Genomic DNA, 24,253 nt, shown 5'->3' with positions numbered 1-24,253 from the left:
GGCAAGGCGCCCGCGGGCCTGCGCGGCCTGCTCGGCGGCGTGGGCGGCGGCCGGCGGACGGCGATCCTGCGCGGCGCGCTCATCGTCGCGCTGCTGCTGGCCTTCGTCGGCTCGGGCGCCGTGGGCTACGCCTACCAGACCACCTACGTCCCGCGCCCGGAGGACGTGAAGATCTCGCAGGTCTCCACGGTGTACTACGAGGGGGGCGAGGAGCTCGCCCGCATCGGCTCCCAGAACCGCACCATCGTGTCCCTCGACCGGGTGCCCAAGCACGTGCAGCACGCCGTCCTGGCCGCGGAGAATCGCTCGTTCTACTCCGACCCGGGCTTCTCGCCGACCGGCATCGGGCGGGCCATCTGGACGAACTTCACCACCGGCGCGACGCAGGGCGGCTCGACGATCACACAGCAGTACGTCAAGAAGGCCTACCTCAGCGACGAGAAGACCTTCGCGCGCAAGTTCAAGGAGCTGATCATCTCGGTCAAGCTCGAGAAGCAGTACACCAAGGACGAGATCCTCGGCTTCTACCTGAACACCATCTACTTCGGCCGCGGCGCGTACGGCATCGAGGCCGCCGCCGAGGTGTACTTCGGCAAGCCGGTCGAGCAGCTCACCCCCGCCGAGGGCGCCGTCCTGGCCTCCAGCATCCGCAGCCCCGCCGGCTACGACCCGCAGAACCATCCCGCCGAGGCCAAGGCCCGCTGGGACTACGTCCTCAACGGCATGGTCAAGGCCGGCTGGATGAGCGAGTCCGACCGCAAGGCCGCGCAGTACCCGCAGGTGCTGCCGATCGGGCCGGCGTCGCTGAACCAGGCGACCGGGCCGGAGGGCGTGATCATGACCCGGCTCAAGGAGGAGCTGGCCGGGCTCGGCTATGACGAGGACCGGATCAACTCCGAGGGCCTGAAGATCACGACGACCATCTCGAAGAACTACCAGGACGACGCCGTGAAGGCCGTGCAGGACCAGCTCGCGGGACAGCCCTCGAACCTCGTCCCGGGCGTGGTGTCGGTCGATCCGAGCACCGGCGCGATCCGGGCCTACTACGGCAACTCGCAGGGCAGCGGCTTCGACTTCGCCGGCCGCGCCTACCGCCAGCCGGGCTCGTCGTTCAAGCCGTTCGTGCTCGCCGCGGCCCTGGAGAACGGCTACTCGCTGTACACGACCCGCGACGGGTCGTCGCCGCAGACGTTCCCGGATCGCCCCCAGCCGGTGCGCAACTCCGGGGGCATGAGCTGCGCCTCGTGCACCCTGAAGGACGCCATCACCCAGTCGTTGAACACCACCTTCTACGGGCTGTCCTACGAGATGGGCCCCTCTAAGGTGGCCGACGCCGCCCACCGTGCGGGCATCGCGCCCAAGCGCGCCGACAACGGCGCGCCCACCCTGCAGGAGCAGAACGGCCAGGTCGCCTCCGCGATCGGCATCGGGCTGTACGAGGTGACCGTGCGCGACATGGCCTCCGCGTTCGCCACCTTCGCCGCGGACGGCGTCTACCGCGCGCCGTACCTCGTCCAGAAGATCACCGACTCGGCCGGCAACGTGCTGTACGAGCACAAGACCGAGGACAAGCGGGTCTTCAGCCACGAGGTCGCCAACGACGTGTCGTTCGGGCTCTCCGGGGTCGCCGCCTACTCCAAGGACAGCCTCGCCGACGGTCGCCCGAGCGCCGCCAAGACCGGTACCGTGCAGCTCGGTGACGAGAACAACAAGGACGCCTGGATGGTCGGCTACACGCCGCAGCTGTCGACGGCCGTGTGGATCGGCACGCAGGCCTCGGACCCGATCCTGACCAAGGACGGCCGGATCATCTACGGCTCCGGCATCCCGGGCAAGATCTGGAAGCAGTACATGGACACCGCCCTGGACGGCGCCCAGATCATGGACATGCCGGACACCGCGCTGATCAAGGGCGGCAAGAGCAACGGCAAGACGACGTCGTCGAAGAAGACGACGACCCAGAAGAAGACCACCACGCAGCCGGCGCCGACCACGACCACCCCGCCGCCGACCACGACGACGACCACGCCGCCGCCGACGACCACGACGCCGCCGCCGACGACGACCACGCCGCCGCCACCCACCACGACGACGAGCCAGCCGCCGACCCCGGGCCCGCCCGGCGGCCTGCCACTGCCCGGCGGCTGATCCCGGCCGGTGGCCGATCCCGCTGGGCTGATCCTGCAGGGCGCCGCGGCGCGGCCGGGTAGCCTGGGCGGGGCAGTCGAGGAGGACATGTGGGCGGTTACCGGTACGACGATCCCGCCGACCGGGTGATCCCGAGCTGGACGAGTGCCGTGGGCCGCGCGGGCGCCCGCATCGTCGGTGGCCCGTGGGGAGTGCACGCCCGGGCCGGCGGCCAGCGGTTCTGGACGCCGATGCGCGTGCTGTTCCTGCTGGGCACCATCACCCTCACGCTCGCGTGGATCAAGGAACGCCCCTGCGCGCTCGACCCCTGGACGCACGGCACGCAGTACACCCACCTCTGCTACTCCGACACCATCCCGCTGCGCGGCATCGAAGGGATCGCCGACGGCGCCGTGCCGTACTTCAGCATGGACCCGAGCCTGCTGCCGGGAGATGCGGCGTACTCCTTCGGCCGCGTGGAGTACCCGGTGCTCAGCGGCTTCTTCATGTGGGCGGCGAACGCCGTGTCGGCCCCCGTGCAGTCGCTCATGCACCTCGTGCACGGCAGCGGCGTCAACGGGTGGGCCGGCTACTTCGCCGTCACCTGCCTCCTGCTGTCGCTGTGCTACCTGGCCGTCATCTACTTCAGCGCGCGGACGGCCGGACGGCGCGTCTGGGACGGCGCGATCATCGCCGCCGCGCCCATCGTCGTCGTCCACGCCTTCACCAACTGGGACCTGTTCGCGATGGCCTTCCTCGCCGCCGCGATGTTCGCGTGGTCGCGCGAGCGCACGGTCTGGTGCGGCGTCCTGCTCGGGCTCGGCATGGCGGCGAAGCTCTACCCGATCCTGATGCTCGGGGCGCTGCTCGTGCTCGCGGTCCGCACCGCCCGGTGGCGCGGCTTCGCGAACGCGACCCTCGGCGCGGTCGTCGCGTGGTCGGCGGTCAACGTTCCGGTGATGCTCGGCGCGTGGGCCGGCTGGAAGGTGTTCCTCGACCTGAACCAGGAACGCGGCTCCGACTACGCCTCGCTCTGGCAGGTCGTCGAGCGCGCCGTCTCCAGCAAGGCCCAGTTCGAGTTCGAGAACCTCATCCCGGTGCCGACGCTCAACTTCTGGGTGTTCGTGGCGATGGCGATCGGCTGTCTCGGGATCGCCTACGTCGCCCTGGCGGCGCCGCGCCGACCCCGTGTCGCGCAGCTGGTCTTCCTGATCGTCGCGGTGTTCCTGCTGACCAACAAGGTGTGGTCCTCGCAGTACTCGCTCTGGCTGCTGCCGCTCGCGGCGCTCGCCGTACCGAGCTGGCGGCTGATCGTCGGCTGGCAGCTCGCGGAGACGATGGTGTGGATCTGCGTGATGAACTGGTTCGTGCAGCGCGACATCTACTACGCCAACCAGACGCTGCCGCAGGGCAAGGACCCGGCGCTGCTGTCCGGCGTCGACTACCACTGGGTCGCGCTGTTCGTGCTGATCCGGTGCGGCTTCGTCATCGCCATGATGGCCGTCGTGGTGCGCGACATCTGGTATCCCGAGCGCGACCGGGTGCGCTCCGTCGGCCAGGACGACCCGTCGGGCGGCGTCTTCGACCGGGCGCCGGATCGCTTCACGCTGCGTCCGCCCCGCCCGCGCGGGTCGGGGCGCACGCGACGGTCGGACCGGCCCCGCCGACCTGGCGGCCTGCTCCGGCGACGTGGCTCGGGCGGCTCGCCGGATCGAACCGCCGCGGAGACCGGCCCCGAGGTCGCGGTGGGTTAGACCCCGCTGTCACCGCACGCGGTGGGTTCCACCCCGCTGTCGGGCCCAGAGCGGGGCACAACCCACCGCGAGAGGGCGACGGCGCCGGGCGGCCAGGGGGCAGGCCCGGAGCGCAACCACCGCGAGAGGACGACGGCGCCGGCGCTCAGAGCGCCGCGCGGAGGAACGCGATGTCGTCGGCCTGGTGCTCGCCGGGCGTCTCGACGACGACCGGCGCGCCGGCCGCCGCCACGACCTCGCGCAGCAGGCCGGGATCGATCGTCCCCTTGCCGATCGTGATGTGCCGGTCACGGCCCGAGTCGAACTCGTCGCGGGAGTCGTTGCAGTGCACGAGGTCGATGCGCCCGGTGATCGCCTTGACCTTCTCGACCGCCGTCACCAGATCGATGCCGCCGGCGTACGCGTGGCAGGTGTCGAAGCAGAACCCGGGGTTGTAGTCGCCGACCGCGTCCCACAACCGGGCGATCGCCTCGAGGCGGCGCGCCATCGAGTAGTCACCGCCTGCGGTGTTCTCGATGAGGATGGGGGTGTCGAAGCCGCCGTACTTCTCGTGCGCCTCGGCGAACGCCTTGCGCCAGTTCTCGGCGCCGACCGCCGGGTCGTCGTCCTTGGTGACATGGCCGCCGTGCACGATGAGCCCCGTGGCGCCGACGGTCTCGGCCGCCGTCGCGTGCTCGCGCATGATCTTGCGGCTCGGGATCCGGATGCGGTTGTTGGTCGACGCGACGTTGACGATGTACGGCGCGTGGATGAACACCTCGACCGGGGAGGCCTTGAGCTCGGCGGCGTCGGCGCGCGGCTTGGGCTTGTGCCACTTCTGGGGGTCGGCCAGGAAGAACTGGACGACCTCGGCGTCGCGTTCGGTCGCAGCCGTCAGCGGGTCGCTGTCGCGCACGTGGGCGCCGATTCTCGGGGTACTCACGCCCTCGACTGTACGGTGATCGGCTGACAGGGTGAGAGAACACTGCCATGGTGAAAGCACCGCATCACCGACGACCAAGGAGCTCAACGTGACCCCCTCGAATCTTCCCCCGCAGGGCCGTTACCACGATCCGCGCATCCAGCAGATGGTGCTCGACGAGCTGCAGCGCAAGGACATCCAGCCTGAGAAGTTCTACTTCACCAGCGACGACTGGATGGTCTCGTACGACGGTCCCACGCCGGCCTGGAACAGCGTCTTCGGCATCGCTCCCTACGTCAAGGACGGGCAGACGTATTACGCCGAGTGCGGCGTCTCCCAGCGCTACGACCCCACGACCTCGCAGTGGGGTGAGCCGGCGGCGACCGTCAAGGAGGGCCTGCCGCTCTCCAGCGCCGACTTCGATGCCGCGCCGGGCGCGCTCGGCGGCACCGACCGGGGAGCCGCGGCCGGTGGCGGCCAGCCGGGTGCCGCGCACGCCGGTCAAGGCGGCCCCGATCAGGGTGGTCCGGGCCAGGGTGTCCCCGGCCAAGGCGGTGTTCCGGGTGGTTCGCCGGACAGCTCCCAGACGATGCTCGCGCAATCCGTTCCCGCCGTCGGCACGGCGCCGGGCGCGGCCGGCCCCGGCGGCGGCTCGACCCGGGCGGACGCCGGTGATCCGTGGACGACCGACAGCGCGCAGAACGTCTCCGAGGCCGACGTGCAGCCCACCGACGCCCAGGTCCCCGACGGGTACTCGAGCACGTCCACGCCGCGGCACGCGCTGGATGAGGAGGAGCGGCCGTCCGCGACGGAGTGGGAAGGCGACACCGCCGCCGGTCACGGGGAGGACGCCGAGACCGGGCACGATCGCGACGCCGAGCTGCCGGCGGTGGGCGGCGAGGCCGAGAGCCGATCCTTCGAGGCCGGCCCCGCGGAGGCGCAGGACGCGCAGGCGCACGGCGGCTCCGCGGTGTACGGCGGCGACGCGATCAACAGCTCCGACTCGCCGTACGGCTCGGGCCGCCGGGCGAGCGTCGCGGGGTACGCGCTCACCGTGGGCGCGGACGGCAAGGCCGAGCTCCGGGTCCCGCTCGGTGGTCAGGTCACCCTCAAGTGGGACGGCCAGTAGCCACCCGCCCGGCACCCCCGGTCGGCTTCGTCCGGCACCCCCCCGGTCGGCTCCGCTCGGGCCCTCGGGGACAGTAGGGGAATGAGCAACCCGCTGATCGCGCCCAGCCCGCTCCCGTACCACCTCCCGGACTTCACCGCCCTGCGGTTCGGGCACTACCGAGAGGCGTTCGAGGCCGGGCTCGAGCAGCACCGGAGCGAGATCGCGGCGATCACCGGCTCGGACGAGCCGCCGACGTTCGCCAACACGGTGGTCGCGCTCGAGCGCGCCGGGGAGATCCTCGGCGTCGCCCAGCGGGTGTTCTTCAACAAGATCGGCGCCGACAGCGACGACGACCTGCGCGCCCTGGAGGCGGACATCGCGCCGGTGCTGGCCGCCCACGCCGACGCGGTCACCCTCGATCCGCAGCTGTACCGGCGGATCCGCGCCGTGCGGGACGCCGGCGGCCTCGACGAGGAGGACGGCTACCTGGTCGAGCGCTACCTCCGGGATTTCGAGCTGCGGGGCGCCGCTCTGGACGACGACGGCAAGGAGCAGCTTCGGCTGCATAACACGCGCCTCGCGGAGCTCAAGACGGAGTTCGGGCGGCGCCTGCAGGCCGACACCAACGACTCCGCCGTGCTGTTCGACGACGCCGCGGAGCTCGACGGGCTGTCGACGTCCGCGATCTCGGCGTACGCGGACGCCGCGCGGGCCCGCGGCCTGGACGGGAAGTACCTCGTCACGCTCGTGCTGCCGACCGCGCAGCCCGCGCTCGCGTCGTTGACGAACCGGGAGTCCCGGCGACGCATCCACGAGGCCGCGGTGAGCCGCGGCCGGCGGGGGAACGCCAACGACACGGGCGACCTGATCCTCGAGATGGTGCGGATCCGCGCGGAGCGCGCGGCGTTGCTCGGCTACCCCACGCATGCGGCGTACGCCGTCGCGGACCAGACCGCGGCAACCCCGGAGGCGATCGAGGAGCGCGTCTACCCGATGGCCGGACCGGCGGCCCGCAACGCGCTGGCGGAGCTGGCGGTCATCCAGGAGCGGGCCGACCGCGAGCAGGATGCCGCCGGAACGGAGCGGTTCGAGGTGGCCGCGCACGACTGGGCCTACTACAGCAACCGGGTGCGGGCGCAGCGCTACAACGTCGACACCGCGGCGCTGCGGCCGTACTTCGAGCTCGAGAGGGTGCTGCGGGACGGCGTGTTCCACGCGGCCGAGCGGGTGTACGGACTGAGCTTCGTCGAGCGCACCGATCTCGTCGGCTACCACCCCGACGTCCGGGTGTTCGAGGTGCTGGACGCCGACGGGAGCGGTCTCGGGCTGTTCCTGCACGACGTCTACGCGCGCGACAGCAAGCGCGGCGGCGCGTGGATGAACAACCTCGTCGACCAGTCGACGCTGCTCGGCCGGCGTCCGGTGGTCTGCAACAACCTCAATGTGCCCAAGCCGTCGGCCGGGGAGCCGACGCTGCTCACCCTCGACGAGGTCCGCACGATGTTCCACGAGTTCGGGCACGCGCTGCACGGCCTGCTCGCCGACACCCGCTACCCGAGCCTGTCGGGCACCTCCGTGGGGCGCGACTTCGTCGAGTTCCCCAGCCAGGTCAACGAGATGTGGATCGAGTGGCCGGAGATCATCGCCCACTACGCCGTCCACCACGAGACCGGCGAGGCGCTGGATCCGGACGTCGTCCGGCAGCTGGCCGAGTCGGCGCTCTGGGGCGAGGGCTATGAGACGGCGGCCTACCTCGCGGCGGCTCTGCTGGACCAGGAGTGGCACAAGCTGAGCCCCGCGCAGGCCGCGGCCGTGCGCTCGATCCCCGAGTTCGAGCGGGCCGCGCTGGCCGAGGTGGGGCTGCTGCACGACGCGATCCCGCCGCGGTACTCGACGACGTACTTCAACCACGTCTTCGGCAGCGGCTACGACGCCGCGTACTACTCGTACATCTGGAGCGAGGTGCTCGACGCCGATACGGTGGAGTGGTTCAAGGAGAACGGCGGGCTGACCCGGCAGAACGGCGAGCACTTCCGTCGCGAGCTGCTCTCGCGGGGGCGCAGCCGGGACCCGATGGCGTCGTACGTCGCCTTCCGGGGCCGCGAGCCGGAGATCGAACCCCTGCTGCGTCGCCGCGGTCTGCAGTAGCCGAGGAGTTGGAGGAACGCGATGGGCACCACGTTTTGGCATCCCCAGGGCCAGATGTCCCTGGTGAAGGACGACGAGCTGGTCTTCACCCGCGGCCAGGGCTGCTGGCTGTGGAGCGACGACGGCCGCAAGTTCTTCGACGCCGGCGCGAGCCTCTGGTACGCCAACATCGGGCACGGCGACCAGCGGATCACCGACGCCGTACGACGGCAGATGGAGCAGCTCGAAGGCTTCCACTCGTTCGGCAACTTCGCCACCCCGGTGACCAAGGCGCTCACCGACCGCATCGTCGGGCTCGCGCCGCTCGGCCCGGACGCCAAGGTGTTCCTCGGCTCGGGCGGCAGCGACGCGATCGACACCGCCGCCAAACTCGCCCGCCGCTACTTCACCGCCACCGGCGAGCCGCAGCGGCGCATCCTGATCAGCCGCGAGCACGCCTACCACGGGCTGCACGGCTTCGGCACGTCGCTGGGCTGGATGCCGGCCATGCGTGAGGGGTACGGCGACCTGGTACCGGACATCCTGCGCGCGTCGGCGACGGACGCCGACGACGTCGAGAAGGTCATCATGAACGCCGGGCCCGAGCTCGTCGCCGCGTTCTTCTGCGAGCCGGTGATCGGTGCCGGGGGCGCCATCTTCCCGGGCGAGGAGTACCTGCAGAAGGTGCGCGAGCTGTGCCGCCGGCACGGCATCCTGTTCGTCGCCGACGAGGTCATCACCGGCTTCGGGCGCACCGGCGAGTGGTTCGCCTCGCAGCGCTGGGACCTCGATCCCGACATGATCACGTTCGCCAAGGGCGTCTCCAGCGGCTACCTGCCGGTCGGCGGCGTCGTCGTCTCGCCGACCATCTGCGCCCCGTTCTGGGACGACGGCACGGACGCGATCTTCAAGCACGGCCTCACCTACAGCGGGCACGCGACCTGCGCGGCCGCCGCGCTGGCGAACCTCGACGTGATCGACGGCGACGGGCTGCTCGACCGGGTCCGCCACCTCGAACCGCTGCTGGACGCCGGGCTGCAGTCGCTGGCCGACCACCGCAACGTCGCCGAGATCCGCAGCGGTGCGGGGCTGATCGGGTCGGTGGTCAGCCACGACGCTGACGGGGCGACGCGGTTCTACGCGGCGCTGCAGGCGGAGGGGGTCATCAGCCGCAAGATCGGCGCCGACGGCCGGGGCATGCAGTACTCGCCGCCGTTCGTGATGACCGACGCTGAGCTCGAGTGGCTCATCGACGCGACGCGGCGCGCGCTCGACGCGGTGTAGCGGCGCGACGGGAACAAGAGCGCTCCGAAAGTAGTTGAACGTTCTATGAAAAAAATCGGTTTCCTGTCCTTCGGCCACTGGAGCGACTCACCGCACTCGCAGGCGCGCAGTGCCGCCGATGTCCTGCACCAGTCGATCGACCTCGCCGTCGCGGCCGAGGAGCTCGGCGCGGACGGCGCCTACTTCCGGGTGCACCACTTCGCCCGGCAGCTCGGCTCGCCGTTCCCGCTGCTCGCCGCCGTGGGCGCGCGGACCAGCCGCATCGAGATCGGCACCGGCGTCATCGACATGCGCTACGAGAACCCCCTCTACATGACCGAGGACGCCGGAGCCGCCGACCTGATCAGCGGTGGCCGGCTGCAGCTCGGCATCAGCCGCGGATCGCCGGAGCAGGTCATCGACGGCTGGCGCTACTTCGGCTACCAGCCCGCGGAGGGCGAGGACGGCTCGGACATGGCGCGTCGCCACACCGACGTCCTGCTGCAGATGCTCGAGGGCGAGGGGTTCGCGGAGCCGAACCCGCGGCCGATGTTCCCCAACCCTCCGGGCCTGCTGCGCCTCGAGCCGCACTCGCCGGGACTGCGCCGACGGATCTGGTGGGGAGCGGGCTCGCGCAGCACCGCCGAATGGACCGCCCGCAAGGGCATGAACCTGATGAGCTCCACGCTGCTCACCGAGGACACCGGCGTGCCGTTCCACCAGCTGCAGGCCGAGCAGATCGCCCGGTTCCGCGACGCGTGGACGGCGGCCGGCCACGACTGGCAGCCGCGGGTGTCGGTCAGCCGCAGCATCTTCCCGATCGTGAATGACATGGATCGGGCGTACTTCGGTCTCGAGGCGAACAGCAGCGACCAGGTGGGCCACCTCGAGGGCGGTCGCGCCCGGTTCGGCAAGACCTACGCCGCCGAGCCGGACAAGCTCATCGAGGACCTGCGCGCGGACGAGGCGATCGCGGCGGCCGACACGCTGCTGCTGACCGTGCCCAACCAGCTCGGCGTGGAGTACAACGCGCACGTCATCGAGGCGCTGCTGACCGACGTCGCCCCCGCCCTCGGCTGGCGCTGAGCATCGGCCCCGGTCGGTGCTGAGCATCGGTTCCGGTCGGCGCTGAACAACGGCCGTCGAGCGAGGGAGCGCCAGCGACCGACGTCGAGACGTGGTGCGACGCCGGTTCGCCGGCGCCGGTTCGAGAGCGGCGCGTACCGATCAGCCGGGGTCTAGAGCTCGCCGTGGGTGAGCTCGCCGGCGACCATCGTGGCGAGCACGCCGATGCCTCCGAGCTCCTGGCCGGGGGTCTGCAGCGGGTCGCGGTCGAGGACGACGAGGTCGGCGTACTTGCCGACCTCGAGGGTCCCGGTGACGTCGTCGCTGCGGTTGGCGTACGTCGACCCGGCGGTGTACGCGCGCACGGCGTCGTACGCCGAGACCGCCTCGGCGGCGCCCAGCAGCTGTCCGGAGCCGGTCCGCCGCGTCACCATGGCCTGCATGCCCAACAGCGGCGCGCCGAGGACCACCGGGCGGTCCGAGGACCCCGGCAGGACGCCGCCCGCGGCGAGGAACGACTGGCCGCGGTAGCACCATTCGGAGCGCTCCGCGCCGAGCGCGGTCATCATGCCGTCGCCGATCTCCTCGATGAACCGGCCCTGCGGCACCGGGATGACCCCGAGGCGCAGCAGCCGTTCGACGTCGTCCGGCCGGCTCACGCCGCAGTGCTCGATGCGGTGCCGGTGGTCCGCCCGCGGCAGCTCGGCCAGGACCTCCTCGTAGATATCCAGCACCGTCGATACCGCGCGGTCGCCGATGGCGTGCGTCGCGACCTGCCAGCCGGCGCGGTGCCCGCCGCGGATCTTCCGCTTGAGGGACTCGACGTCCTCCTGGAGGAAGCCGACCTCGCCGGGCGCGTTGGCGAACTCCTCGCACATCGCCGCGGTGTGCCCGATGAGGCTGCCGTCGCTGAACACCTTGAGCGGGCCGAGCCGCAGCATGTCGCCGCCGAACCCGGTCCGCAGGCCGAGGTCCAGGGCGTACGCCGGCCCGTCCTCCGTGCCGCGGTCGACGGTGTGCAGGGCGTCGGAGACCGGCATGAGGGTGACGCGCTGCTTCAGCAGCCCCCGCTCGAAGACCTCCTGGTACGCCGCCGCCTCGACGGGGGAGTTGCCGACCCAGCCCGCGCCGATGCCGGCCTCGGTGACGCCGACCAGCCCCTCGGCGGCGTACTGCGCGGACGCCCGGGTGATCGCCTCGACCAGCTGACGCTGCGAGTACGGCCGGACCAGGTCCTGCACCAGCCGCTGGGCCTGCTCCTGCAGCAGCCCGGTGGGCTGCCCGGCCTCGTCGCGGACCACGACGCCGCCCTCGGGCGGGTGGTCGGCGTCGGTCTGGCGCAGCACCGCGGAGTTCACCACGGCCATGTGCCCCGAGGTGTGCTTGAGCCAGACCGGGTTCTGCGGGGCGATCTCGTCGAGTCGCTGCAGGGTCGGGTGCGCCCCGAGCTTGTTCTGGTCGTACCGTGCCCCGACGATCCAGTCACCGGGCCGAGCGGCGTCCGCCGCCGCGCGGACGGCGGCGTACAGCTCGTCGAGGCTGTGCACCGCGTCGTAGCTCAGGTCGAGCTCGCCCATCATGATGCCGAACATCGCCATGTGGTTGTGCGCGTCGTGCCAGCCCGGTGTGACGGCGCGGCCGCGCAGGTCGACTACGCGGCGCGCGTCCAGCTCCTCGTCGAGGGCGATGACGCGGCCGTTCCAGATCGCGACGGACGACGCCGTTCGTCGACCGTCCATGGTGTGTATGAGACCGTTGCGCAGCAGGAGATCGACCTTCATGTCCCCACCCTGCCATGCCGGCGGCCTCCGGCACATGCCCCGAGGCTCGCCCGGCCCCTCGGCCCCGCAGGGCTCGGGCCGTTCGGGCGTCCGGAAACCGTCACGCCTGAGGCGCCTTGTCCGCTCGGGGTGGACGAGGCGCCTCAGGCGTGATCTTTGGGCGGCCCTTGACCGGGCGGCGCCGGCGGGCTCCGACCGGGCGGCGCCGGTTGGGGAGTTGCGGACCGCGGCGCCGGTCGTGCAGCAGTGCCAGGTGGCGCCGGTCGCGCTACAGCGGCTCGCCCTGGGTGCCCGGCGCGTCCGCCGGGCGGTCGGTGGTCGGCGGCGTCCCCGGCGCGGGGAAGCCCACGGGTGAATCACCGTCCGGTCCGGGGTCCGGCGCTACGCCCGGCTGGGCCGTCGGCGCACTGCTCGGCTCGGACGCCGGTGCGGCGTTCGGCTCCGGCGGGGTGCCCGGCGAGTCGTGCTCGCCGTCCCCGGGCCGCGGCGCGTCGTGCGGGACACCGCCGGGCTTGCCCTCTCCCGGGACCGTGTGCGGCGAGTCCTGCCCGGGCACCTCGCTGGGGTTCGCGGGCCGGGCCCCCGGGGTGCCGGCGGAGTGCGTAGCGGGGACGTCGCCCGGCTGCTCGTCACCGAGGGCCTGCTCGGCCTTCTTCATGATGTCGTCGAGTCCGCTCATCGTGTGCTCCTTCGGTAGGTCGTGGTCGGCGAACGAAGCGCCCGAGACCACTGTCCGGGCCTCGGGCGTTCGAGAGGATCGCGGGCGGCTACTGCCCGTCGCCGAGGCGGTCGTCGAGCGCGTCGCGGCCCTTCGCGATCTGCTCATCGTGGCCGGCGAACCTGTCGTCGGCGAGACGCTCGCCCTTGTCGAGCAGCGCGTCCGACTGCTGCTCGTCGTGGGTCGCCTTCGACAAGGCGTCCTTGCCCTTGCCGATCATGTCGTCGAGGCCCATGGGGTGTCCTTCCTGTCCGTGGCGGTGCACCTGCAGATGGTGGCAGCACCTTCTTACCCCTCCTCGCGACGCGCATGCAGACCGTCGCCGGCCGCCGACCGACGGCTCGCGCGGTTTTCACGCGCGCGCATCACCCCTAGCATCGACGCCATGAGCCTTGTCGAGACCGAACGCCGCGACCACCTCCTTCTCATCACTTTGAACCGACCGGACAAGCGCAACGCCGTGGACCGCGCGCTCGCGGACGCGCTCGACGAGGCATTGAATCTCCTCGATGACGACGACGACCTCTGGTGCGGCGTGCTCACCGGGAACGGCGCCGTGTTCTGCGCCGGCAGCGACCTGCAGGCCAACGGCGACTACGTGACCGAGCGCGGCGGCGAGTACGGCATCATCCGGCGGCACCGCCGTACGCCGCTGATCGCCGCACTGCAGGGCGCGGCTTTGGGCGGCGGCCTCGAGATCGCCCTGGCCTGCGACCTGATCGTGGCGAGCCGGACAGCCGTCCTGGGCCTCCCGGAGGTCAAGCGTGGCCTGATCCCGACCTGCGCCGGCCTGTTCCGCGGTCCGCGGGCGCTGCCGCTCAACATGGCCACCGAGCTCGCGCTGACCGGGGAGCCGATCACCGCCGAGCGGGCAGCGGCCTTCGGGCTGGTCAACCGCGTGAGCGAGCCGGACCGGGTGCTCGACGACGCGATCGCGCTGGCCGAGTCGATCTGCGCGAACGGCCCGCTCGCCGTGCGCCTGGCGCTCGGGGTGATCACGGCGTACGTCGGCAGCGACGACGACCTGGGCTTCGCGCTGACCGACGAGGCCAAGGCGACGGTGTACGACTCCGCCGACCGTGCCGAGGGAGTGGCCGCGTTCTTCGAGAAGCGGGCACCGCAGTGGAGCGGAAGGTAGCCCGCCGCCCGCCGGGGTGCCGCCGGTCACCTTCGCTCGCGTCACCGTCGACCGGCGCGGTACTCTTGTACGTCATCTCGCCACCCGGTTGAGGTGGCACGGATGCCGCGTCTCGACGCCGGCATCGGACGCTAGACCCTCCTGCTGCGGAAATCCCGCAGCCGTTCAGTCCAGAGGAGGTGGGTTTACTAGTGCGTCATTACGAAATGATGGTCATCCTCGACCCGCAGCTTGAGGAACGCACCATTACCCCGTCGCTCGATCAGTTCCTGTCGATCGTGAAGAAGGACGGCGGCACGGTGGACAAGGTCGACGTGTGGGGACGCCGCCGGCTGACCTTCGAGATCGACAAGCATGCCGAGGGCATCTACGCCGTCATCGACATGCATTGCGAGCCCGCGACCGTGTCGGAGCTCGACCGTCAGCTCAACCTGAACGAGTCGATCCTGCGCACCAAGGTCATCCGCCCGGACATCCGCTAGGAATCCGGCGGACTTATCCACTGCCCGCGCGGTGTGCACAGCCAGTCTCGCCCCGGCCTTCCCAAGGTCGGCACCGGCGGACAGACTGAGCCGGACGCACCGCGAACGGACCTTCGAGAGGACACCTCATGGCAGGCGAGACCGTCATCACCGTGGTCGGGAATCTGACCGCTGATCCCGAGCTGCGCTTCACCCCCTCGGGTGCGGCCGTAGCGAACTTCACCGTCGCATCGACCCCGCGCACCTTCGACCGCCAGACCAACGAGTGGAAGGACGGCGAAGCGCTGTTCCTGCGGTGCTCGATCTGGCGGCAGGCGGCCGAGAACGTCGCCGAGTCGCTCACCAAGGGCGCCCGGGTCGTCGTCACCGGCCGGCTGAAGCAGCGGTCGTACGAGACGAAGGAAGGCGAGAAGCGTCAGGTCGTCGAGCTCGAGGTCGACGAGATCGGCCCGTCGCTGCGCTACGCGACCGCCAAGGTCACGCGCGCCTCTCGCGGTTCCGGCGGGGGTGGCGGCTACGGCGGCGGTGGCGGAGCGGCCACCGAGGATCCCTGGGGCTCGGCACCGGCATCGTCCGGTGGCGGCTTCAGCGACGAACCGCCCTTCTAACGATCAGCGGCGTACGCCGCACCTCAGCACGCATTTCATCAGGAGCAACACATGGCAAAGCCCGTTATCCGCAAGCCGAAGAAGAAGCCCAACCCGCTCTTCGCGGCCGAGATCGAGTACATCGACTACAAAGACACCGCGATGCTTCGCAAGTACATCTCCGACCGGGGGAAGATCCGTGCCCGCCGCGTCACCGGTGTGACCTCGCAGCAGCAGCGCCAGCTCGCCAAGGCGATCAAGAACGCCCGCGAGATGGCTCTGCTGCCCTACACGAGCACCGCTCGCTAAGGAGACGCCAAAGATGTCGAACATGAAGCTGATCCTTACCCAGGAAGTCACCGGTCTGGGCGCCCCCGGCGACGTCGTCGAGGTCAAGAGCGGCTACGGCCGCAACTACCTCATCCCTCGCGGCGTCGCGATGGTCGCGACCAAGGGCGGCGAGAAGCAGATCGCCCAGATCAAGCGCGCTCGCGACGTCCGCGGGGCCCGCGACCTCGACCACGCCAAGCAGATCGCCGCGTCGCTGGAGGGCCTGAGCGTCACGCACGCCGCGCGCGCCGGCGCCGACGGCCGGCTCTTCGGCTCGGTCACCTCCGGTGACATCGTCGAGGCCGTCAAGTCCGCCGGTGGTCCGGAGCTGGACAAGCGTCGCATCGAGATCCCGGGCCACATCAAGGCGACCGGAACCCACGACGTCAAGGTCCGGATCCACGACGAGGTCACCGGCTCGTTCAAGGTCGAGGTCGTGGCCGCCGGCTGATCGGTCGGTAGGCGAGACAGCTCTTCGCGAAGAGGGGTCGTCCGCGCAGGCAGGTAGTTGTTCCTGCCGCGCGGGCGACCCCTCTTTCGTGCTGCCCGCGATACCACGCTGGCGCGCCGCCGCGCACCGGCTCCGCGGACGTGAAGTCCGTGTTCGTGCTGTGGATAACATGGGGAAAATCCCTCGTTCATCGGGGGTTGCGACACGCCCGGAGGCCGGTGTAAGAGCCGGGCCGGGGTCGCGAAAATTCGCGCGAAAAAACTTTCATCCACAGGGTCGGCTGCATAAATCCGCAGGTCAGACGGCATGTCGGTGAGTAATCCACCAGTTGTGCACAGCGGCGACCACAAGCCGTCCGCGGGTCGTCCACATGGCCGTGCGTGTCGTCCACAGGTTGTCCACACGTGCGTGCACATCGAGAGTTGTCGGGGCCCTCAGGAGGCCCCTATCGTCGAGTGGTCCATCGTCCGCGGAGGTCCGGAAAACTGTCGGAGCCGTCCCGGAGGATGCGCACATCAGGGGCGATCGAGGACTTCCTCGACGCGAGGAGCTTGCCGAAGTTGGAGGTCGTGTTGATCGAGAGCCCGCCGGAGTACGACGAGCCGACTCGTAGCGAGATCGACCGTCAGCCTCCGCAGGACGTACCGGCCGAGCAGTCGGTGCTCGGCGGCATGATGCTCTCGAAGGACGCCATCGCCGATGTCGTGGAGACGCTGCAGACCGACGACTACTACCGGCCCGCCCACCAGCTCATCCACGAGGCGATCCTCGACCTCTACGGTCGCGGTGAGCCGGCCGACATCCTCACCGTCGGAGACGAGCTGACCAAGCGCGGGCACCTGATGCGGATCGGCGGCGCCGCCTACCTGCACACCCTGATCAACCTGGTGCCGACGGCGGCCAATGCCGGCTACTACGCGAACATCGTCGCCGAGAAGGCCGTGCTGCGGCGGCTGGTGGACGCCGGCACCCGCATCGTGCAGATGGGCTACGGGGCGGCCAGCGGGGACGCCGACTCGCTGGGCGAGGTCGACGAGGTCGTCGACCGTGCACAGGCCGCGATCTACGACGTCACCGAGCGGCGTACCACCGAGGACTACGTCGTCCTGGGCGATCTGGTCGAGCCGGTGATCAGCGAGATCGAGATGATCGGCGCACACGGTGAGCAGGCCGGCGTGCCGACCGGATTCCACTCCCTCGACGAGATCATCAACGGCCTGTTTCCCGGCCAGATGATCGTCGTGGCCGCCCGCCCCGGCATGGGCAAGTCGACGCTCGCCCTCGACTTCGTCCGATCGTGCTCGCTGCGGCACAACAAGGCCTCGGTGATCTTCTCGCTCGAGATGAGCAAGTCCGAGATCGCGATGCGGTTGTTCTCCGCCGAGGCCTCCATCCCGCTGAACCGGGTGCGCTCGGGCGACCTCAACGACGACGAGTGGAGCAAGCTCGTCCTGAAGAGCGGCGACATCGCCGACAAGCCGCTGTTCATCGACGACTCGCCCAACATGTCGATGATGGAGATCCGGGCGAAGGCACGCCGCCTCAAGCAGCGCCACGACCTCAGCCTGATCGTCGTCGACTACCTGCAGCTGATGACCTCGGGCAAGCGCGTCGAATCGCGCCAGCAGGAGGTATCGGAGTTCTCCCGAGCGCTGAAGCTGCTGGCCAAGGAGCTCGAGGTGCCGGTCATCGCGATCTCGCAGCTCAACCGCGGACCGGAGACCCGTACGGACAAGAAGCCGATGCTGTCCGACCTGCGCGAGTCCGGCGCGATCGAGCAGGACTGCGACGTCGCGATCCTGATCAACCGCCCCGAGGTCTACGAGAAGGACACCGACCGGGTCGGGGAAGCCGACCTCATCGTGGCCAAGCACCGCAACGGCCCGACCGGTGAGGCGCTGGCAATCTTCCAGGGCAAGTTCAGCCGGTTCGCCGACGCCGGGATGGACTGACGGCGGAACGTCGGCCGCGGCGCCGCGCTCAGCGCGAGGTCGGCTTCTGGTTCGGCGAGTACTGCACCTGCTGGCCCTCGATGATCTTGCGGGCGACCGCCGAGATCTTTATGTTGAGGTTCTGCGAGGTCTTGCGGAGCAGCGCGAAGGCCTCGTCCTCGGTGAAGCGGTGCGCGGCCATCAGCAGGCCGATCGCCTTGCCGATCTCGCGGTTGCTGTCCAGGCCGAGGCGCATCGTGTCGGCCTGGTCCTTGGCGCTGAGCATCATCAGCGACACCGAGGCGAACGCCGCGACGACGGCACCCTGGTTGGCCGACCGCTCGTCCAGCGCGCCCGGGGTGTCGGAGAAGACGTTCAGGGCGCCCACCTTCCGCTCGTCGGCCATCAGCCGGTAGCCGAGCATGCCGCGCACAGGAGTGGTGCTGAGCACCCGGGCGGCCAGCTCGGGCCACTGGCTGCCGTCCTCGAGGTTGGCGTCCAGCTGGAACGCCTCGTCGAGGATCGCGTCCAGGCACGGACCGGTGCCGAGCTCGCGCTCGTAGGAGTCGATCAGCGCGGCGGTCTCATCGGTCGCGGCGACGGTATCGAAGCGGCCGTGCGTCGCGACCATCAGCGTCGCGTGATCGCATCCGTCGATCAGCTCGCGCGCGGCCACGACGAGGGCCTGGTGCACCGACTTCGGGTCGGTGTCCTGGTAGATCAGGTGCGCGAGGCGCTGGAACACGACACCGGGATCGGCGGCGTCCGACGGCTGCTCGGCGCGCTGGTGGGCCGTCGCGGCCGGCGCGGCCGGCGCGGTCGCCTCCTGCTGGCTCATGTCGAAAGCGCTCACGTAGCTCCCCCTTGCTCATCGCGCGACGGCGCGATCGTTCCTTGCTCCGAGGTCAGTCAGAGCACCCTGGAATTCTAAGCACTTCGCCGCGGGTGGTCATCGCCCAGGAGCGACTGTGACCGGACGGTGGGGCGAACGCCGCGGCGCACGTCGCAGCAGCGCCGCGGCGCATGGGGAAGAATCGCAGGTGGCGACGCCGCGCTCGCCGTTCCCGCCCGAAGGAGATGCTTGTGCCGAGCCGACGCCGTACCGCGATCGTGGCGCTGCTGGTCGCCCTGACGCTCATCACGGCATCGTGCGGGCTCACCAAGAAGGAGCGCGCCGCGGCCCGCGACGTGGCCGCGAAGTTCGCCGAGGCGATGACCGCCCGCGACTACGCGCACGCGGCGTCGTACACCACCGACCCCGACAAGGCGGCGGCCGACCTCACCTTCGTCACCGAGCAGCTCAGCAAGCCCGAGACGGCATACACCCTCGACGAGGTGACGGCGTCGACAGCGGAGGGCACCGTGAAGTACCAGGTCGCCTTGAAGGTGCTCGGCCGGGAGCTGGCCTATAAGGTCACCGCGCAGCTGGTGACCGACAAGAACAACGACTGGAAGATCGACTGGAAGCCGTCGGTCATCCACCCCCAGCTCACCGGAGACACCCACCTGCAGGTCGTGCAGGCGCCCGGCACCAAGCCGGTGATCCTCGACCGCAACGGCCAGCCGCTGATGAGCGAGCAGCTGGTCACCGTCGTGCGGGTCGACCCCCGCAAGGTCACCGATCCGGCCGGCACCGCGCAGGCGCTGTCCGGGGCGCTGTCGCCCATCGACGCCTCGTTCACCCCCGATGCGATCGCCGGCCAGATCTCATCGGCGAGCGAGACGTTCACGCTGGTCGCGCTGCGCCCCGAGGCCGCCGCGTCGGTCTCGGTGCCGGCGTTGCCGGGGATCACCAGCAACAAGCAGGCCCGGCTGCTGACCGCCGCGAAGGGGCTGCGCTCGGTCGCCCTGTCCGGGCTGCAGAGCACCTGGGACAGCGCCGCCAAGGCCTCGACCGGCTGGAGCCTGCAGCTGCAGGACGCCAAGAACGACAACCGCGCCACGTTGCTCGACGTGCCGGCCGCCCCGGTGAGCACCATCCCGACCACCTTCGACGCGACCCTGCAGGCCGCCGCCCAGGCGGCCGTTGACAAGGTGCCTGGGCAGGCGGTGCTCGTCGCCGTGCAACCGTCGACCGGTGGTGTGCTGTCGGTGGCGCAGAACGCCGCCGCGGACGTCGAGGGGCCCGTCGCCCTCACCGGCCAGTACGCGCCCGGCTCGACGTTCAAGATCGTCAGCACCGCCGCCGCGCTGGCCGCGGGCGCCGCGCAACCGGACACCCAGCTGGACTGCCCCGGCAAGGCCACGATCAAGGGCCGCACGATTCCCAACGACGAGGAGTTCGATCTGGGTACCGTCCCGCTGCACACCGCGTTCGCGCATTCCTGCAACACCACGATCGCGGCGCTCGCGGCCGAGCTGCCGGCGAACGCCCTGCACGACCAGGCCCTCGGCTTCGGCCTGGGCGTCGACTACGTCGCGCCGGGTCTCACCACGATCACCGGGAAGGCACCGGTGGCGACCAGCGACGCGGAAATGGTCGAGGACTCGATCGGCCAGGGCAAGGTGGTCGCGTCCCCGTTCGCGATGGCCCTCATGGCGGCGACCGTCGCGCACGGGAGCACGCCTCTGCCGACCCTCGTCACCGGGCAGCCAACGACCGCGGACCAGTCGCCGCCGGCGCCGTCGCCGCAGGTCATCACGGCGCTACGGGCGATGATGGCCGAGACGGTCGCCTCCGGTACGGCGAAGTCGGTCAACGACATCAGCGGGCTCGCCGGGAAGACCGGGACGGCGCAGTTCGGCGACGGCAGCCACTCGCACGGGTGGTTCGTGGGCTACTACAAGGACCTGGCGTTCGCCGTCCTGCTCGTCGGAGCCGACTCCTCGAAGCCGGCCGTCGCGGTCGCGGGGGACTTCATCCGGGCGGCGAAGGGTCAGATCCCGACCTAGGAGCGCTCCCGCAGGCCGCCGGCGCGCGCGGGAGACGGCGCCGGACACCCGTATTTCTACGGGGTCGCCGTCGCTTTCGCCGGGTCTAGCATCCGAACTAGCCGTTCGTGGGGGGCGGCGGGAAAGAGGTGGGACATGCGACGAGCAGTAACGGGCCTCGGCTCGCGGCAGGCCTGGTCATCGGTCTCGGGGGGACCGCCTGGGCGGGGGAGTACACCGGCAACAACTACGGATCCACGCAAGGGCCGGCCCATGCGAAGTCGGAATGCGTCTATTCCGGCCTCGATGCGCCGGACTCGATCGAGAACAACCCGCCGGGCTTCAACGATGACTGGCTGACGATCCACGGCACCCAGAGCTACGGGCAGTTCGTCTCGCAGGGGTACAAGAGCATCGTGCCGAGCCCCGGCGACGCGTGCAACCCGACGAAGCCGCCGCTCGGGGGGTAGCGAACGACGTCCGCCGGCGAGCGGACCGAGATCTGCGGGGCAGTCAGTGACGGTATGGGGGCATTACCGTCACCGGCTGCCCCGCAGATCGCTGTCGGACGCCGGGTGGCGGCGGATCCTCAGCGGACGAGGTCGGCGTACTCGGGATGCTTCTCGATGTAGCCCTTGATGAACGGGCACAGCGGGACGACGCGCTTGCCGTCGCTGCGGGACTGATCCAGCGCGACCTTCGCGAGCTGCCCACCGACGCCCTCGCCGCCGAACGCGTCGTCGACCTCGGTGTGGGTGAACGTGACGGTGTCGCCGTTCTCCTTGTACTCCGCGAAGCCGGCGACGGTGTCGCCGTCGGCGACGGCCTCGTACCGGTGGAGCTCAGCGTTCTTGCGCACGTCGATCGTCATGCCGCCAGGCTAGCCCCGCGCGGGCGTCGGCCGCCGACGGCGTGATGGGGCGCCCCTCGCTACAGCAGGAACCCCGACAGCGGGGTGCCGGGCTGGACGCGGTCGATCTGCAGGGGACTGGCGGCGATCCGCTCCAGCAGCGACGGCAGCCCGCCGGCGTCGTCGATCTCGATGCCGACGAGCGCCGGTCCGGTCTCGCGGTTGTTCTTCTTGACGTACTCGAACAGCACGATGTCCTCGCCCTCGGCCAGGACGTCGGTGAGGAAGCCGCGCAGCGCGCCGGGCTCCTGCGGGAAGGTGACCAGGAAGTAGTGCCGCAGGCCCTCGTGAATGAGCGAGCGCTCCAGGATGTCGGCGTACCGGGAGACGTCGTTGTTACCGCCCGAGACGATGCACACCACGGGCCCCTCCGGGCGGTGGTCGAGGTAGCCGCGCAGCGCGGCCGACGCCAGCGCGCCGGCCGGCTCGGCGATGATGCCCTCGTTCTGGTACAGCTCCAGCATCTCGGTGCAGACCGCGCCCTCGGGCACCGACACGATCTGGTCGACGAGCCCCGCCGCGACGGCGAACGACGTGTCGCCGACGCGCCCGACCGCGGCGCCGTCGACGAAGGTGTCGATCTCGGGCAGCGCCACCGGGAGGCCCGCGTCCAGCGCGGCCTGCATGCTGGGCGCGCCGGCCGGCTCGACGCCGACGATGCGCACGCCCGGCCGGTTCTCCCGCACCCACAGGCAGACGCCCGCCAGCAGCCCGCCGCCCCCGACCGGCACGACGATGGTGTCGACCTCCGGCAGCGCCTCGAGGATCTCGACAGCGACGGTGCCCTGTCCCGCGATGGTGCGCGGCGCGTCGAAGGGGTGCACGAACAGTGCGCCGGTCTCGCGGCTGTCGGCCACCGCCGCGCGGTTCGCCTCGTCGTACGAGCGGCCGACGATCACCGGCGTGATCCACTCGCCGCCGATCTGCTCGATGCGCCGGCGCTTCTGCCGCGGCGTGTTGGTCGGCAGGAACACCTTGCCGTGGATGCCGAGCTCGCGGCAGGCGTACGCGACGCCCTGCGCGTGGTTGCCCGCGCTGGCGCAGACGACGCCGCGGCGCCGCTCCTCGGGCGACAGCGAGGAGATGAAGTTGTACGCGCCGCGCACCTTGTACGACCGGCACAGCTGGGTGTCCTCGCGCTTCAGCAGCACCGGCACGCCGGCCTGGCGGCTCAGCCGTTCGCTGGGCTCGAGGGCGGTCTGGCGTACGACGGTGCGCAGCCGTGCGGCGGCGTACGCCACGTCGGCGGCCGTCGGCGGGGCCTCTACGGGATGCGGCGAAGGAGCGTCGGTCACTCACCCGATGCTACGCAGCGCCGTCCCGGCGCAGCCGGCGCGCGGCCATCGTGATCGTGTCGCGGGTCGGGCGGCCGAACCAGGCACCGAGGGAGACGCCCGCGGCGATGGCGACCGCTACGCCGGCGGCGGCGAGCAGGGTGGACGCGCCGTTCATCATGTCGTACGGCGCGCCGTTGGCGTCGATCAGCTGCAGGAGACCGCGGAAGATGGTCGCGCCGGGCACGAGCGGCACGATCGCGGCCGTGGTCAGCGCCAGCGCGGGCACCCGCAGCCACCGGCTGATCAGCACTGCGATGAAGCTGCCGGCGAGAGCGCCCAGCCCGTTCGCGGCCGCCGGGCCGAGCTGCGCCCAGGTGCCGAGCAGGTAGAAGCCCCAGCCGATGAGCCCCATGGCGGCGGCGAGCAGGACGGCGCGGGCCCCGGCGTACGTCGCCACGGCGTAGCTGGCCGCGATCACCGTGACGCCGACGAGCTGCTCCTGCAGCGAACCGAGGCTCGGGGCGGAGGTCGACAGCAGGAAGCCGTAGCCGACGCGCGAGCCCAGCCGCAGGCCGGCGGCGATCCCGATCACGATGCCGAGGGTCAGCAGCACCACCTCAAGGCCCCGGGCCCCGGCCGTCACGTAGTGCCCGTCGATCGCGTCCTGCGCCGCGCCGACGACGGACATCCCCGCGAGCATCACGACGATGCCCGCGGCGACGATGATCGACGGCCGGACCTCGCCGAACCAGCCGTGGTCCTTCGCCAGCGCCGTCATGACCATCGTGATGCCGGTGACGATGAGCGCGCCGAGCGCCTGGGTGAAGAAGGTCGGCAGCAGCCGCTTGCCCAGCGAGTGCTGCAGCACAGTGATCAGGATCGTCGAGAACACGGCCGCCAGCACGATCAGCGGCTGGCCGCCGAGCAGGATCGCGACGCCGCCGGCGATCCCGCCGTTGGCCAGCGTGACGACCGCGCGGCGGTAGGGATGCGGGGCGGCGCTGATCCCCGCGAACTGGGCGCGCGCCTCGTCGAGCCCCAAGCCGTCGTCGATCCGCGAGGTGAGCTCGGCGAGCCGCTGCAGGCGGGTGTAGTCGGTCGTCCGCGCCTGGATGACGCGGGTGACGCTGAGCGGGTCCTCGCGCGGGCCGCGGTAGTAGGAGACGGTGATCGAGGTGTAGGTGACGTCGACGTGCGCGGGATGCACGCCGTACCGCTTCAGGATGTGCAGCGCCGCGAGGGTGACGTCGTTGACCGACGCGCCGACGGTCAGCATCGTCTCGGCGACCCGCATCGCCAGATCGATGACACGCCGCTCGGTCAGCCGCTCGAGATCCGTCTCGCCGTCCCCGGTCTCCTGCTGCGCGACCCGCGGCCGGATCGAGTCGGCGGCCCGCATCAGCCATCTGTTCTTCACGGCCTCCACTGT

Annotated in this window: 22 protein-coding genes; 14 read left to right on the top strand and 8 right to left on the bottom strand. The window is 70.8% G+C overall.

Annotation, left to right across the window (positions count from 1 at the left end):
- A partial coding sequence (locus F8A92_RS07975) for a transglycosylase domain-containing protein (RefSeq protein WP_153504633.1) occupies positions 1–2,148 on the top strand: 2,148 nt, incomplete at its 5' end.
- Between the two features lie 89 nt (positions 2,149–2,237).
- Positions 2,238–3,881, top strand: a complete 1,644-nt coding sequence (locus F8A92_RS07970; RefSeq protein WP_153504632.1) for a glycosyltransferase family 87 protein — start codon at positions 2,238–2,240, stop codon at positions 3,879–3,881.
- Positions 3,882–4,026: 145 nt separating this feature from the next.
- On the opposite strand, the gene F8A92_RS07965 is transcribed toward F8A92_RS07970, so the two are convergent.
- Positions 4,027–4,803 (bottom strand): deoxyribonuclease IV, encoded by a 777-nt coding sequence (locus F8A92_RS07965; protein ID WP_153504631.1) that lies wholly within the window; start codon positions 4,801–4,803, stop codon positions 4,027–4,029.
- An 88-nt stretch (positions 4,804–4,891) separates the two neighbouring features.
- On the opposite strand from F8A92_RS07965, the gene F8A92_RS07960 reads away from it, so the two are divergent.
- The 4 genes from F8A92_RS07960 to F8A92_RS07945 all read left to right on the top strand — a co-directional run bounded on the left by F8A92_RS07960 (position 4,892) and on the right by F8A92_RS07945 (position 10,369).
- Complete coding sequence (locus F8A92_RS07960; RefSeq protein ID WP_153504630.1) at positions 4,892–5,911, top strand: hypothetical protein; 1,020 nt, start codon at positions 4,892–4,894, stop codon at positions 5,909–5,911.
- An 81-nt stretch (positions 5,912–5,992) separates the two neighbouring features.
- Entirely contained in the window at positions 5,993–8,041 is a 2,049-nt protein-coding gene (locus tag F8A92_RS07955; RefSeq protein WP_153504629.1) for a M3 family metallopeptidase, read from the top strand.
- A 21-nt stretch (positions 8,042–8,062) separates the two neighbouring features.
- Positions 8,063–9,304 carry an aminotransferase family protein gene (locus F8A92_RS07950; RefSeq protein WP_153504628.1) on the top strand — a complete coding sequence of 414 codons (1,242 nt, stop codon included), beginning with the start codon at positions 8,063–8,065 and terminating at the stop codon, positions 9,302–9,304.
- A gap of 45 nt (positions 9,305–9,349) precedes the next feature.
- Positions 9,350–10,369 (top strand): LLM class flavin-dependent oxidoreductase, encoded by a 1,020-nt coding sequence (locus F8A92_RS07945; RefSeq protein ID WP_153504627.1) that lies wholly within the window; start codon positions 9,350–9,352, stop codon positions 10,367–10,369.
- A 152-nt stretch (positions 10,370–10,521) separates the two neighbouring features.
- Here the strand turns inward: F8A92_RS07945 and F8A92_RS07940 are convergent, their stop codons facing one another.
- From F8A92_RS07940 to F8A92_RS07930, 3 genes are all read right to left on the bottom strand, one after another.
- Positions 10,522–12,129: an amidohydrolase gene (locus tag F8A92_RS07940; protein WP_153504626.1), complete on the bottom strand. Its 1,608-nt coding sequence runs from the start codon at positions 12,127–12,129 to the stop codon at positions 10,522–10,524.
- Between the two features lie 268 nt (positions 12,130–12,397).
- A complete protein-coding gene (locus F8A92_RS07935) occupies positions 12,398–12,808 on the bottom strand; it encodes a hypothetical protein (protein WP_153504625.1) in 411 nt (136 codons plus the stop codon).
- 88 nt (positions 12,809–12,896) lie between these two features.
- On the bottom strand, positions 12,897–13,082 hold the full coding sequence (locus tag F8A92_RS07930) for an Rv0909 family putative TA system antitoxin (RefSeq protein WP_153504624.1): 186 nt from the start codon (positions 13,080–13,082) through the stop codon (positions 12,897–12,899).
- A 150-nt stretch (positions 13,083–13,232) separates the two neighbouring features.
- Between F8A92_RS07930 and F8A92_RS07925 the strand changes: the two genes are divergently transcribed.
- The 6 genes from F8A92_RS07925 to dnaB all read left to right on the top strand — a co-directional run bounded on the left by F8A92_RS07925 (position 13,233) and on the right by dnaB (position 17,787).
- A complete protein-coding gene (locus tag F8A92_RS07925; protein ID WP_153504623.1) occupies positions 13,233–13,985 on the top strand; it encodes an enoyl-CoA hydratase-related protein in 753 nt (250 codons plus the stop codon).
- Positions 13,986–14,176: 191 nt separating this feature from the next.
- Positions 14,177–14,467: a 30S ribosomal protein S6 gene (gene rpsF / locus F8A92_RS07920; protein WP_153504622.1), complete on the top strand. Its 291-nt coding sequence runs from the start codon at positions 14,177–14,179 to the stop codon at positions 14,465–14,467.
- A 128-nt stretch (positions 14,468–14,595) separates the two neighbouring features.
- The gene (locus F8A92_RS07915) at positions 14,596–15,075 is read left to right on the top strand and encodes a single-stranded DNA-binding protein (RefSeq protein WP_153504621.1); all 480 of its coding nucleotides are present in this window, start codon (positions 14,596–14,598) and stop codon (positions 15,073–15,075) included.
- Between the two features lie 51 nt (positions 15,076–15,126).
- The gene (gene rpsR, locus F8A92_RS07910; RefSeq protein WP_134322300.1) at positions 15,127–15,363 is read left to right on the top strand and encodes a 30S ribosomal protein S18; all 237 of its coding nucleotides are present in this window, start codon (positions 15,127–15,129) and stop codon (positions 15,361–15,363) included.
- 13 nt (positions 15,364–15,376) lie between these two features.
- Positions 15,377–15,835, top strand: a complete 459-nt coding sequence (gene rplI / locus F8A92_RS07905; protein ID WP_228389294.1) for a 50S ribosomal protein L9 — start codon at positions 15,377–15,379, stop codon at positions 15,833–15,835.
- A 572-nt stretch (positions 15,836–16,407) separates the two neighbouring features.
- Entirely contained in the window at positions 16,408–17,787 is a 1,380-nt protein-coding gene (gene dnaB / locus F8A92_RS07900) for a replicative DNA helicase (protein WP_228389293.1), read from the top strand.
- A gap of 28 nt (positions 17,788–17,815) precedes the next feature.
- Here the strand turns inward: dnaB and F8A92_RS07895 are convergent, their stop codons facing one another.
- Positions 17,816–18,619, bottom strand: a complete 804-nt coding sequence (locus tag F8A92_RS07895; RefSeq protein WP_228389292.1) for a GAF and ANTAR domain-containing protein — start codon at positions 18,617–18,619, stop codon at positions 17,816–17,818.
- Between the two features lie 230 nt (positions 18,620–18,849).
- Between F8A92_RS07895 and F8A92_RS07890 the strand changes: the two genes are divergently transcribed.
- Positions 18,850–20,658, top strand: a complete 1,809-nt coding sequence (locus tag F8A92_RS07890) for a penicillin-binding transpeptidase domain-containing protein (protein WP_228389291.1) — start codon at positions 18,850–18,852, stop codon at positions 20,656–20,658.
- Positions 20,659–20,786: 128 nt separating this feature from the next.
- The gene (locus F8A92_RS07885; RefSeq protein WP_153504619.1) at positions 20,787–21,107 is read left to right on the top strand and encodes a hypothetical protein; all 321 of its coding nucleotides are present in this window, start codon (positions 20,787–20,789) and stop codon (positions 21,105–21,107) included.
- Positions 21,108–21,226: 119 nt separating this feature from the next.
- On the opposite strand, the gene F8A92_RS07880 is transcribed toward F8A92_RS07885, so the two are convergent.
- From F8A92_RS07880 to F8A92_RS07870, 3 genes are read right to left on the bottom strand one after another with little or no spacing between them, the layout of a single operon-like run.
- Positions 21,227–21,508: a GNAT family N-acetyltransferase gene (locus F8A92_RS07880; protein ID WP_153504618.1), complete on the bottom strand. Its 282-nt coding sequence runs from the start codon at positions 21,506–21,508 to the stop codon at positions 21,227–21,229.
- Positions 21,509–21,567: 59 nt separating this feature from the next.
- The gene (gene ilvA / locus F8A92_RS07875; protein ID WP_194291406.1) at positions 21,568–22,842 is read right to left on the bottom strand and encodes a threonine ammonia-lyase IlvA; all 1,275 of its coding nucleotides are present in this window, start codon (positions 22,840–22,842) and stop codon (positions 21,568–21,570) included.
- Positions 22,843–22,852: 10 nt separating this feature from the next.
- Positions 22,853–24,241 (bottom strand): threonine/serine exporter family protein, encoded by a 1,389-nt coding sequence (locus tag F8A92_RS07870; RefSeq protein WP_153504617.1) that lies wholly within the window; start codon positions 24,239–24,241, stop codon positions 22,853–22,855.
- Positions 24,242–24,253: the final 12 nt, after the last annotated feature.

Origin of the sequence: Cumulibacter manganitolerans (assembly GCF_009602465.1) — a bacterium.
GTDB classification, from domain to species: domain Bacteria; phylum Actinomycetota; class Actinomycetes; order Mycobacteriales; family Antricoccaceae; genus Cumulibacter; species Cumulibacter manganitolerans.
Note: the sequence above shows the minus strand (reverse complement) of the source record. Positions and strands in the feature narration are given on the sequence as shown.